Here is a 12566-nt window from a genome sequence, read left to right on the forward strand (position 1 = left end):
ACAAAGTTAATGAAAGCAACGGTTTACAAAGGAGACAAAACGTTTTCTGTAATAGAGAAGGAGATTGAACAGCCTGTAAAAGGCGATGTTAGAATTAAAGTAGCGTACTCTGGCGTATGTGGTACGGATGTACACATTTATCATGGTATGATGGATAAAAGGGTGGACATGCCCCAAACTATCGGCCATGAGATGTCAGGTGTAATTGACGCTATTGGTGAAGGCGTTGAAGGTTACAATGTTGGAGATAAGGTTGTGGTTCGTCCTTTGGATGATCGCAAAGTTAAAGCCTCTGACAAGGGATTCAACCATATCTGTGAAGAATTAAAATTCATTGGTATAGATAGTCCTGGTTCCATGCAACAATATTGGAATGTACCTTCATTCGTTCTTCATAAATTAAAAGCAGAGACTGATTTAAAATTGGCAGCTTTAATAGAACCATTATCAGTTGCAACGCATGATGTTCGCAGAAGTGGATTAGTTGCCGGTGAAACTGCCGTTGTTCTTGGTGGTGGGCCAATTGGTCTTTTGGTAGCTATGGTTGCCAAAGACGTGGGGGCAAATGTTATTATTTCAGAAGTAAATGAAAAAAGAATAGCAAAGGCAGAATCAATGGGGTTACATGCAGTGAATCCTATGAAAGTTGATTTGGTTGAATACGTAAAAGAAAAAACGGATAACCGTCGTGCGGATGTGGTATTTGAAGTGGCCGGTGTACAGCCCGCTTTGGATATTATGTGTGAGGTAGCTGGTATTCGTGGTAGAATATTAATGGTGGCCATACATGGAGAGAAAAAACCTGTTGACCTCTTTAAGTTTTTCTGGAAAGAACTGAGCTTAATTGGAGCTCGTGTATATGAGAAGGAAGATTATGAGAAGTCAATTGAGCTAATTACTGCCAACAATCTTCCATTTGAGGATATGATTACGGATGTGCAGCCATTAACCAATATTCAACAAGTATTTGAGAACATAGATAACAACCCTGATGGTATGAAAGTACTTATGGATTGTCAACAATAATAAAGAGAAACAACGCATAAGAAAATGAGTATATTAAATCAATTTAGCCTAAAAGGTAAAACAGCCTTAGTAACCGGTTGTAAAAGAGGAATTGGTAAAGCTATGGCAGTAGCTTTGGCAGAAGCAGGTGCAGACATAATAGGTGTTAGTGCTTCTTTGGAGAAGCACGGGAGTATGGTAGAGCAGGAAGTTGAAGCTACCGGCAGAAAATTTAAGGCGTACACGTGCGATTTTGGGAATAGGGAAGCGCTTTATGAATTCATCAAAGAAGTGAAAAACGACTTTCCAAAAATCGATATTTTGGTGAATAATGCAGGTACTATATTGAGGGCTCCTGCAGTAGAGCATTCGGATGAGTATTGGGATAAGGTTATTGAAATAAACCAAACAGCACAGTTTGTGTTGACTCGTGAAATTGGAAAGGAAATGGTAGCTCGTGGTGAAGGTAAAATTATTTTTACGGCTTCATTATTAACCTTCCAAGGTGGTATTACAGTACCTGGTTACGCAGCTAGTAAAGGTGCTATTGGACAAATGACTATGGCATTTGCTAATGAATGGGCTGGTAAGGGTGTAAATGTAAATGCAATTGCTCCAGGTTATATCAGCACGGACAACACTGAAGCTTTAAGAAATGACCCAGATAGATCGGCATCTATTTTATCTAGAATACCGGCCGGTAGATGGGGTAAACCTGAAGATTTTGCAGGTCCTATTGTGTTTTTGAGTTCAGAGGCGGCAGCTTACATGAGCGGCGTTACTATGTTGGTAGACGGCGGTTGGATGGGTAGATAATAACCTTAAACAGAGGAGTAAAAATTCCAATAAAAAATACTGAAAAATGAAATTGCCAAGACAGGTTTTCTTGTTCTTAGTGTCCTTTTTTGCGCTTATAAATGGCTGGGCACAAGACAAACCGAACATTGTTTTTATACTATCGGATGATGCAGGCTATGCAGATTTTGGGTTTCAAGGAAGCAAAGAATTCAAGACTCCTGAACTGGATAAATTCGCCAAAAACTCAGTGATTTTTACTCAGGCTTATGTTTCCGCAGCGGTTTGTGGCCCATCACGTGCTGGACTTTTAACTGGAAAGTATCAGCAAAAATTCGGTTTTGAAGAGAACAACGTACCTGGTCTGATGAGTAAAAACGGAATTACCGGAGATGATATGGGGCTTCCGCTGGACCAGAAGACAATGGCCGATTATCTCAAAGAACAAGGTTATAAAACGGCGATATTCGGAAAATGGCATCAAGGTAATGCGGACCGTTTTCATCCTACTAAAAGAGGTTTTGATGAGTTTTATGGTTTTCGTGGTGGAGCAAGAAGTTATATGCCTTATGGAACCAATAATGAACTCAAAAGGGATGAGGATAGGTTGGAGAGGGGCTTTGGGGATTTCAAAGAACACGATGGATATCTAACAGATGATTTGGCAGAAGAGGCCAACTCGTTTATGGAAAGAAACCAAAAGAATCCATTTTTCATTTATCTGGCTTTTAATGCGGTACATACTCCAATGGAAGCAACGGAAGAAGATTTGAAAAAAGTGCAAGGGCTTACCGGTAAAAGGAAAACCTTGGCGGCAATGGCCATCGCAATGGATAGAGCTTGTGGGAAAGTTTTTGATCATATTAAGGAACTAGGTCTGGATAAAAACACGCTTATAGTTTTTACCAATGATAATGGTGGACCGTCTGATGCAAACGAATCGTTGAACGACCCATTGAGCGGTACCAAGGCAAATCATTTAGAGGGTGGCATTCGCGTTCCGTTTTTAATGTCGTGGCCAGGAAAGTTAAAACCGAACACGGTTTATGATAATCCTATAAGCACATTAGACCTTTTACCAACTTTCTTGAACGCAGCAGGTGGTGATGTAAACGCTGTTGAAGGTTTGGATGGGGTAGACTTAATTCCATATGTACAAGGAAAAAATAATGGAAAGCCTCACGAGGTACTTTATTGGAAAAAGGAAAATAGAGGAGCCATCAGGCAAAATGATTGGAAACTGGTACGCTTTCCTGATCGGCCAGCAGAACTTTATAATATTAAGGAGGATATAGCCGAAACAAATGATTTGGCTTCCAAATACCCTGAAAAAGTACGTGAGCTTTATAAGAAGCTATTTGATTGGGAACTTACATTAGAAAGACCGCTTTGGCAATTAGAAAGAAGATTCGAAGGCAAAGCAGCTACAAGAATGGATACATATAGAAATCATAATTAAAAAAAGGAACATGTCAGCAATTAAAGAATACCAACTATTTATTGACGGAGAATGGGTGACATCTACGTCAGGAGAGACCATAGACATTGTAAATCCAACTACTGAAGAAATAGTAGCAAGAGTTCAGAATGGAACTGTCGAAGAGGCAAATCAGGCGTTGAATGCTGCTGATAGGGCTCAAAAAGAATGGAAAAAACTACCTGCTCGCTCACGTGCCGATCTTCTGTATAAACTAGCAGATGAAATAAAAGCAAACTCAGATTTCTTAGCTGAGCTTTTGGTTAAGGAGCAAGGTAAATTGCTTAAAGTTGCCAAAGGCGAAGTAGCAGTAACTGCCTCATTTATAGAATACGCATGTGAAGGTGCTAGAAGAATTGAAGGAGATATCATTCCGTCTGACAACCCGAACGAGCAAATCTGGATTCAAAAAATACCTCGTGGGGTTGTAGTTGCTATTACCGCTTGGAACTTTCCGTTGGCACTGGCCGGTCGTAAATTAGGACCTGCTTTGATTGCTGGAAATACTATCGTTATAAAACCGACTTCAGAAACGCCTTTAGCAACCTTAGAGTTGGGTAATTTGGCCAAGAAAGTAGGTATTCCAGATGGGGTTATCAATATTCTGACAGGTCCTGGTAGAGCTATGGGTAATGCACTTGTTGAGAGTCCTATTACCAAAATGGTGACCATGACAGGTTCTACGCCAGTTGGTCAATCAATTGCTAGGGCTGCGGCGCAAAATCTTACCCATGTGCAGTTAGAACTTGGAGGTAAGGCTCCTTTCATTGTTTTTGAAGACGCAGATATTGATGCCGCTGTAGACTCGGCTTTACACTCACGTTTTGATAATTGTGGACAGGTTTGTACCTGTAATGAAAGAATGTATGTACACGAAGGTATTTACGATACTTTCATGGAAAAATTCATTGCTAAAACAAAGGCTATTAAAGTAGGTGACCCAATGTTGGAAGATACAGACATGGGACCAAAAGTAAATGCAGCTGAATTAAAGCATATGGAACATTTGGTAGCTGTAAGTCTTGAAGAAGGTGCTACGTTGGCTACAGGTGGTAAAAAACCAGAAGGGAGTGCTTTTGAAAAAGGGTATTGGTTTGAACCAACGGTTTTGACCAATGTAACGCAAAACATGACTATCGTTCACGAAGAGTCTTTTGGACCTATTCTTCCAGTTTTAAAATTCAAAACTTTTGAAGAAGTGGTTGGGTATGCCAATGACTGTGAATACGGACTTGCCGCTATGATATTTACCAACGATATGAGCACTATTATGAAGTGTAACGATGAGCTGGAGTACGGAGAAATCTACGTAAACCGTGGTCATGGAGAGCAACACCAAGGTTTCCACAATGGGTATAAACTAAGTGGTTCTGGTGGTGAAGATGGTAAGTATGGTTTTGAGCAGTACATGGAGAAAAAGACGTTTTACATTAGACACAAAGCATAAATGAGTACACGTATAAAATCGGTTGATTGTAAGTTGTTCAGAGTTCCGTTGCCGGAAGTCATGAACGATGCCAAACATGGAGACCATACGCATTTTGAGCTAATTACTTCCACCATTACTTTAGAAGACGGAAGCACAGGAACAGGATATACCTATACCGGTGGCAAAGGTGGGAATTCCATTAAGGCCATGGTGGATTATGATATAGCACCCGCTTTAATTGGTAAAGATGGAACTGATGTAGAAGGTATCTATAATTTCATGGAATGGCACATGCATTATGTGGGCCGTGGTGGTATAGTTTCATTTGCCGTCTCTACTATTGATATTGCTTTGTGGGACATCCGTTGTAAAAAAGCAGAAAAGCCACTTTGGCAAATGGCCGGAGGAGCGGGTAATACCTGTAAAGCATATTGCGGTGGAATAGATTTACAATTCCCAATTCCAAAACTTTTAAAGAATATGGAAGGGTATTTAGCAGCTGGTTTTAACGCTGTGAAAATAAAAATTGGTCGTGAAAATTTAGATGAGGACATAGAGCGAATAAAAGCGGTTCGCGAATTCATTGGTCCCGATGTAACCTTCATGGTCGATGCCAACTATTCCATGACTGTTGATAAAGCCATAAAGGCGATTAACAAGTTTCGGGAGTACGATATAACTTGGTTTGAGGAACCTATCATACCGGATAATTACATGGGTTTTGCTCAAATTTCAGATGCTACGGATTTCCCGTTGGCCATGGGTGAAAACCTGCATACGATTCATGAATTTGAATATGCTATGGATCAGGCAAAATTGTCTTTTGTACAACCGGACGCTTCAAATTGTGGCGGTATTACAGGCTGGTTGGCAGCTGCGAGATTGGCAGATAAACATAACATTCCAGCTTGTTCGCACGGTATGCAGGAGCTACATGTAAGTTTAGTGTCTGCGCAACCTAATTCAGGTTGGTTAGAAGTACATAGTTTTCCTATTGACCAGTATACTACCAGACCCTTGGTTGTTGAGAACCACCTTGCTGTGGCACCAGATTCGCCAGGAGTGGGAGTGGAGTTTGATTGGGAGAAATTAGCTCCTTATCAATCCAAATAAAACATCGAATTAAAATATTTCAAAACGCTTACGATAATGAAAACAACGCAAACGGATTTCGGTGTACTTGATGGAGAAGCTATTTACCAATATACTTTGGAAAATGATAATGGGGTTAGCATAAAAATCTCAACTTTTGGAGCTACCATAACTTCAATTCTCCTACCGAATAAAAATGGGAAAATAGAAGAAATCGTTTGTGGTTTTGATACATTCGAAAGTTATTTTTCTGATGCCTACAAAGCAAATGCGCCATATTTTGGAGGGACTGTAGGCCGTTATTGTTCGCAAATAAAAGATGCTAAATTTTCTTTGAACGGAAAGGATTATGAACTGGCTAAAATTGTTGGTGAGAATAATCTTCACGGAGGGAAAGTAGGCTTTGATAAGAAAATATGGGAAGTAAGTTCGTTTTCAAAAGAAATGGCCAACATTCAAATGGAACTTAAAAGTGTTCATTTAGAAGAAGGCTTCCCGGGGAATATTACGGTTCAAGTGACCTTTACATTGACAAATGACAATGAACTTAAAATTCAATATGGTGCAATAACCGACCAAGACACACCTTTCACCATTACCAATCACTCGTATTTTAATCTTTCTGGTTTTGCTGAAAATGTTGAGGGTCACTCCGTAATGGTAAACTCGGATACCAAACAAATTTGGGATGAGACCGGGGCAGCTACAGGAGAGAATATTTCTGTTGCTGGCAAAGCCGATGATTTACGAACGGCAAAGACTATAAAAGAAGTCCATGAAGCTATGGGAGATGGTTTTGAGCATTTTTACTTATTTGAAGACAAAGGTTTTGATCTGGGTAAAGTGGCAGAAATAACAGAACCTAAAAGTGGCCGTTCACTGAAAATTTTTACCACAGAGCCTGGCATGTTATTGTATACGGGTAAATACACGTCTGACGAACTAAAACGCGAATCTGGATTGCAATACGGAAAGTACCGTGGCTTCTGTTGTGAAACTCATCGCTACCCTAACGGAATGAATATAAAGAACGCTCCTAAGAGTATTTTAAAAGCGGGAGAATCTTATGACAGTACTACTATTTTTAAATTCAACTGGTAAATCAAATAAAGTCGGGTAAACCAGTAGTGGTAAACTTGACTTCAATTAAATATTCAAGTTATGACCGAAGGAGTTTTATGGGCGATTTTCGCTGGATTGATGTTGGGACTCTATGCCCTCCCTGAAAAATTTACAAAAGGATTCAAGTATGAAAATACGTGGAGTCTCTTTTTTCTCCTGACTATGTTCGTGGTGCCCATTATAGCATCAGTGACCCTTATTCAGGGTTTTGGAGAGATTTTCGGTAACATGCCAACAGATATTTGGATTAAAATGGGTCTAACCAGTTTCCTTTGGGGAATTGGTGTAATGATGTGGAGTAAGGCAATTAACCATATAGGGCTCTCACTTGGTTTTTCAATCTTCATAGGCACCATTATTTTGGTAGGTTCGCTTTTACCGTTTATAGAAGACGGTTTGCCACCTTCCAATGTATTGACCTTTATTCTAATAGGAATCCTAGTGGTTTTATTAGGTGTTATCCTAAATGGTAAAGCTGGTCTTACCCGTGAAAAAGATGAAGCAAAAATAGCATCTGCCGAAGGTAAATCTACCAAGGGCTCTATGGTAACCGGTATTATGATTGCCGTAGTAGGAGGACTTTTAGCTACAGGTTTTAGTTATGCGAATGCAGCAGGAAGACCTTATTTACATAAGGCAAGTATTGCACAGGGAAATGCAGATTGGATAACTGCTGTAGCTGTAATGTTTCCTATATTTCTAAGTGGTGGTATTGTAATGACTGCTTATTTCTTATGGCAGCTAAATGCTAAAAAGGCTTGGGGAGATTTTAAAACGCCCGCTTTTGGCAAGAACCTATTTCTTATATTGATTATGGCAGTTTTTCATTATGCTGCCTCGGCTCTTTTTGCGTATGCTGCGTTTAAACTTGGAAAATCAGGAAATACAGTTGGTTATGCGATCTTTAATACGGCTTGTGTTGCTACGGCAATTGTGAGTGGTCTAATTACCAAAGAATGGGTAAGCGCTTCGCCAAAAGCTAGGAACTTTTTGTATGGCGGACTTAGTTGTATGATTGCAGGTATCGTAATTGTGGCCTATGCTAACGGTTTGGGGTAAAATAACTTTTTTTTAATTTTTTTTTTTAGTAGTTAGCCCAGTTGTTATTAGCTTTTCAATTGGGCTTTTTTGATTCATAAAGTAAACACTTAGCTTATGAAAAATTATCTATTATATTTCACGTTGATTGGTGCTTTGTTAACATCTTGTAATACCAAGAATCAATCTAAAACAGAATTAGCGCAAATAAAAAGAGATTTCAATTTTGATTGGCAGTTTAAGTTGATGGATACCACCGGAAAAACTGCGGAATGGAAAAATGTAAGACTCCCACATGATTGGAGCGTAGAAGCTTCTTTTGATTCTATAAATGGAGAAGGGGCCACAGGATACCTTCCGGGTGGTACAGGTTTGTATAAGAAAACATTCCCACTTCAATTAAAACCGGATGAGAAAGCATATGTTTTGTTTGATGGGGTTTATAACAACTCAGAAGTAATCTTAAACGGAGAAAAAGTAGGTTTTCATCCGTATGGATATTCTCCTTTTTACTTCGATATATCATCTTACTTAAAATCAGAAAAAGATTCCAATTTAATAGAAATAAAAGTAGATAGAACTCGCTATGCTGATAGTCGTTGGTATACGGGTTCCGGTATATATCGCGATATAAAACTTTTGGTCAAAAATAAACTACATATTCCTATTTGGGGCGTATTCGTTACCACACCTAAAATTGATGATAATAGGGCAGAGGTTTCAGTTTCCGTTGAAATTGAAAACGATTTTCCAAAGGATAAAAAAGTTGATGTACGGACTGAAATTTATAACGCTGATGGAAAAAAAGTCAGTGATAAAACAATCAATTTGGCAATTGCGGGAAATAAAAATTCCAAAGAACAACTTTCCTTAACAATTGAAAAACCTAATTTATGGAAGGTAGATAATCCATATCTGTACAAAGCCTTTACTTCTGTAGTTGAAGATGGTAAAATAATAGATCAAGAGGAAACTATTTTTGGAGTACGATCTATCCGTTTTGATGCTAACGAAGGTTTTTTTCTTAACGGGGAAAATATGAAAATAAAGGGGGTCTGTCTTCATCATGATGGTGGTTTGGTAGGAGCTGCTGTTCCCGATGATGTATGGAGAAGACGATTGACCAAGCTAAAAGTAGCGGGCTGTAATGCCATTAGAATGTCTCACAACCCCGGTTCTGAAGCGTTTTTGAACTTATGTGACGAGATGGGCTTCTTGGTACAAGATGAGTTTTTTGACGAATGGGACAATCCAAAGGACAAAAGAAAAAACATGAATGAGCAAAGTGTAGATTATGTTACTCGTGGTTATACGGAGCACTTTCAAGAATGGGCCGAAAAAGATTTGAAGAATACCATATTGGCGCATAGAAACCATCCCAGTATTATACAGTGGAGTATTGGTAATGAGATTGAATGGACTTACCCTAGAAATGCCGATGCTACGGGATTTTTCAATAATATGGGCTGGCAAGGCAATTACTTTTTCTCCGAACCACCATTTACTCCAGAACAAATTAAAGAAGAACTTAAGACCTTGCCCAAAGAAAAGTACGATATAGGGAAAACTGCGCAAAAATTGGCAAAGTGGACGAAGGAATTGGATACCACGCGTTATGTAACAGCTAATTGCATTTTACCGTCGGCTAGTCATTTGTCAGGTTACACGGATGCATTAGATGTTGTAGGTTATAGTTACCGCCGGGTAATTTATGATTACGGACACAAAAATTATCCGAACAAGGTAATCATGGGAACTGAAAATCTTCCGCAGTGGCATGAATGGAAAGCGGTTATGGAGCGCCCTTTTATTTCCGGTCTTTTTCTTTGGACGGGAATTGATTATATGGGAGAGTCTAATGGAGGATGGCCTAAAAAAGGCACGAATAGTGGATTGTTGAATTCCGCAGGTTTTGAAAAAACCTCGTATCATATGATGAAAACCCTTTGGAATGACTCTCCACATTTATATATTACCACGCAATCTTTAGATAAATCTATTTTTAAGTTGAATAGTTTGGGAGAACCTGTCGAAAAGAAGAAAGATGCTTGGAAAGAAGCATTATGGTTTTGGCATGATACCAATGAATATTGGAATTACGATGCAAATGAGCCAACCGTGGTAGAGGTATATTCTAATTGTGATGAAGTAGAACTTTTTTTAAACGATACTTCTTTAGGTCGAAAAAAGCTTGATGATTTTGCAGACCGTATTTACAAATGGTCCGTTTCATTTGCAGCTGGTGAATTACGGGCTGAAGGTTATATTGATGGCAAAAAAGTGGATGCAGCTGCGCAAATCAAAACGGCGAAAGATCCTCATGCTGTTCAGCTTTCCGTAGACAAGACTGAATTAAGGGCCAACGCCTATGATGCAGCTCACATAATTGCCCAAATTGTAGATATAGACGGTACTCCTGTGAAGCATCTAAATTCCGAAATTACTTTCACAATTGACGGCGATGTACAATTGCTAGGTGTGGATAATGGCTCGGAAAGAAATGTACAAGATTTTCAGTCCAATAAAATTGTAACCGATCAGGGTAGGGCGTTACTCATTTTACAATCAAATCTAAAAGCAGACATTGTAACGATTTCCGCGACGTCCGAAGGTTTGAAAACAGGGGAGGTGATATTGAGGGTCAATTCAAATGATTAAAGTACTAAAGTGAAATCGCAAGCCCAATTCCGTATATGGTATTGGGCTTTTTACTTAGTTTAAGTAAGGTTAGGTCAAAACTAACTTATGATCTTATTAATCTATAAGCATTTTACCATGCCAAGAGCTTTTTTCAAGATCAATACTATAGATATATACTCCAGAGGGGAGTTTTTGTCCTTGTTGAGAATGACCTGTCCATTCTAAAATATAATCTTGATCGGTTACCGTTTTTGCTTTTAAAGAATAGATGGATTTGCCTAATAATGAATATATGTTTAGAGATAAAACTCCCTCAATAGGTTTCTTTATTTCAAATGTTATAGCTCTATTTTGAATATTGTAATAGGCTTTCATGTCCATAGATTTTTTAATTTCGGGTAGAGCGTCCTTAATGGCTACAGGTTGAATATCTTCATCATTGAAAATGTTTCCTTTAACCATTCCATTTTCTTCTAAAACTTTGATTTTTTGATTTGTTGAAATGTTATAAATTGTCTCTTTGTTTCCACTGGGCCATAGAACTTCTAAACTGTCTATTTTTTGGGTTTCTCCAAGTCCAAAGTGCAGAGGTTTTATACTTTGGCCCATAACACCTACGGCAAATTTTAATCTGTGTATGGCATTGTTTTGGGTATAAGCAATGGCCGTTGCGCCCAGTGCATCCCTATTGGAAATAGTACCTTCTAGCTCTACTTGCAGCCATTTATTAGGGTTAGCGGTATTGTTTTGGTATAGATAGGGAGCATCATCTACGTTTGACACTAGGATATCTAGAAATCCATTATTATCAAAATCAAATACTTCTACCGCCATGCCATTGCCGTGACCATCTGTGGCAGATGGTGAAGACCAGTCAGTAAATTTATCAGTACCGTTGGCCTTTAAGTTTTTAAAAAATTTGTTGTCATATTTTAAATCGGCCATACCATTTACTGCATATAGGTCTTGGTCACCATCATTATCTGCATCAAAAAACCGATTTCCCCATCCAAAATGTGCGTTGCCAACTCCTTGTGTTTGCCCCACATTTTTGAAAGGACCTTCTGATGAACCGGCAAATAAAGGGTTGCTTTGTATTTCTGAAATATTGGTCACATAAATATCAAAAAAACCATCATTGTTAAAATCTCCAATGGAAGATCCCATACCATCTCCTGTATTTTTTAGATTGTATTCTTCTGTGGCATCAATAAATGACACTCCTTTTTCGCTAATGTAAAAATTACTCAACCCAAAATCGTTAATAACATATAGGTCCATCCAGCCATCTCTATTGACATCCAAGGGCTGACAGGACCACGTTCTGCCAGAGTCATTTAATCCTAGAGCATTAACTGATTCCTTAAATTTACCATTACCTAAATTAGTATAAAGACGGTTTGGCTCTCCTAAATAGGCCATATACAAATCTAGATGCCCATCATTGTTGTAATCCCACCAGACCCCACCTGTATTGTTACATGGGGCACAAGAGGTTATTCCGGCCTCAGTGGTAACTTCGGTAAAAGTTTTGTCACCGTTGTTCTTGTACAATTGTGATTTGTTTTGATGTCCTAGAAACAAGTCCGGAAACCCATCATTATTGTAATCTCCCCATGAAGCAGAAAGTTTTACTCCTCCCGTAACTTTGCCGGTATATTGTTTTGAAAAGCCAGAGGATTCCGTTACATCAATAAAAAAACCTCCTCTATTTTCCAAAAGTCTGCTCCATGAACTTTTATTTCCTGCATTAAAGGAACCCTGTGCAACCATAAAAACATCTAAATCCCCATCTTGATCAAAATCCGCGACTGCATTACCACCAGTGCCGGTCATCTCTGAAAAAAGACGAATATCTTTCTCCTGAAATGTTTGGGAATACAGGTGTCTGCTCACTAAAAGAAAAAGTAGTAGTAAAAATGATGTTCTGTACGTATTAAAATCTGTAATTATCATGTGTTCTAATGT

9 protein-coding genes are annotated in these 12566 nt (G+C 38.8%); 8 read left to right on the forward strand and 1 reads right to left on the reverse strand.

The features are described 5' to 3' along the window. The first annotated feature begins 9 nt into the window (after positions 1-9). From KO521_RS05775 to KO521_RS05810, 8 genes are all read left to right on the forward strand, one after another. On the forward strand, positions 10-1026 hold the full coding sequence (locus KO521_RS05775) for a zinc-dependent alcohol dehydrogenase (protein WP_215938956.1): 1017 nt from the start codon (positions 10-12) through the stop codon (positions 1024-1026). 30 nt (positions 1027-1056) lie between these two features. Next, the gene (locus tag KO521_RS05780; protein WP_215939565.1) at positions 1057-1821 is read left to right on the forward strand and encodes an SDR family NAD(P)-dependent oxidoreductase; all 765 of its coding nucleotides are present in this window, start codon (positions 1057-1059) and stop codon (positions 1819-1821) included. Positions 1822-1867: 46 nt separating this feature from the next. Beyond that, entirely contained in the window at positions 1868-3259 is a 1392-nt protein-coding gene (locus KO521_RS05785; RefSeq protein WP_215938957.1) for a sulfatase, read from the forward strand. A 10-nt stretch (positions 3260-3269) separates the two neighbouring features. Then, a complete protein-coding gene (aldA, locus tag KO521_RS05790; protein WP_252729880.1) occupies positions 3270-4724 on the forward strand; it encodes an aldehyde dehydrogenase in 1455 nt (484 codons plus the stop codon). Beyond that, positions 4725-5819 (forward strand): mandelate racemase/muconate lactonizing enzyme family protein, encoded by a 1095-nt coding sequence (locus KO521_RS05795; RefSeq protein WP_215938958.1) that lies wholly within the window; start codon positions 4725-4727, stop codon positions 5817-5819. It begins immediately after the preceding gene. A 36-nt stretch (positions 5820-5855) separates the two neighbouring features. Continuing rightward, positions 5856-6899, forward strand: coding sequence for an aldose epimerase family protein (locus KO521_RS05800; RefSeq protein ID WP_215938959.1), 1044 nt, complete (start codon positions 5856-5858; stop codon positions 6897-6899). A gap of 60 nt (positions 6900-6959) precedes the next feature. Continuing rightward, positions 6960-7979 carry an L-rhamnose/proton symporter RhaT gene (locus KO521_RS05805; protein ID WP_215938960.1) on the forward strand — a complete coding sequence of 340 codons (1020 nt, stop codon included), beginning with the start codon at positions 6960-6962 and terminating at the stop codon, positions 7977-7979. 96 nt (positions 7980-8075) lie between these two features. Further along, a complete protein-coding gene (locus KO521_RS05810; protein ID WP_215938961.1) occupies positions 8076-10616 on the forward strand; it encodes a glycoside hydrolase family 2 TIM barrel-domain containing protein in 2541 nt (846 codons plus the stop codon). Between the two features lie 96 nt (positions 10617-10712). On the opposite strand, the gene KO521_RS05815 is transcribed toward KO521_RS05810, so the two are convergent. Next, complete coding sequence (locus tag KO521_RS05815; RefSeq protein WP_215938962.1) at positions 10713-12554, reverse strand: CRTAC1 family protein; 1842 nt, start codon at positions 12552-12554, stop codon at positions 10713-10715. Positions 12555-12566 lie beyond the last annotated feature (12 nt).

It is taken from the genome of Zobellia uliginosa, assembly GCF_018860745.1.
Taxonomy (GTDB): Bacteria; Bacteroidota; Bacteroidia; order Flavobacteriales; family Flavobacteriaceae; genus Zobellia; species Zobellia uliginosa_B.

Excerpts from the sequence above, each read along its gene's own strand:
- KO521_RS05775 (WP_215938956.1), top strand. The coding sequence starts at position 10 with ATGAAAGCAACGGTTTACAAAGGAGACAAAACGTTTTCTGTAATAGAG.
- KO521_RS05785 (WP_215938957.1), top strand. The coding sequence starts at position 1,868 with ATGAAATTGCCAAGACAGGTTTTCTTGTTCTTAGTGTCCTTTTTTGCG.
- aldA (WP_252729880.1), top strand. The coding sequence starts at position 3,270 with ATGTCAGCAATTAAAGAATACCAACTATTTATTGACGGAGAATGGGTG.
- KO521_RS05795 (WP_215938958.1), top strand. The coding sequence starts at position 4,725 with ATGAGTACACGTATAAAATCGGTTGATTGTAAGTTGTTCAGAGTTCCG.
- KO521_RS05800 (WP_215938959.1), top strand. The coding sequence starts at position 5,856 with ATGAAAACAACGCAAACGGATTTCGGTGTACTTGATGGAGAAGCTATT.
- KO521_RS05805 (WP_215938960.1), top strand. The coding sequence starts at position 6,960 with ATGACCGAAGGAGTTTTATGGGCGATTTTCGCTGGATTGATGTTGGGA.
- KO521_RS05810 (WP_215938961.1), top strand. The coding sequence starts at position 8,076 with ATGAAAAATTATCTATTATATTTCACGTTGATTGGTGCTTTGTTAACA.
- KO521_RS05815 (WP_215938962.1), bottom strand. The coding sequence starts at position 12,554 with ATGATAATTACAGATTTTAATACGTACAGAACATCATTTTTACTACTA.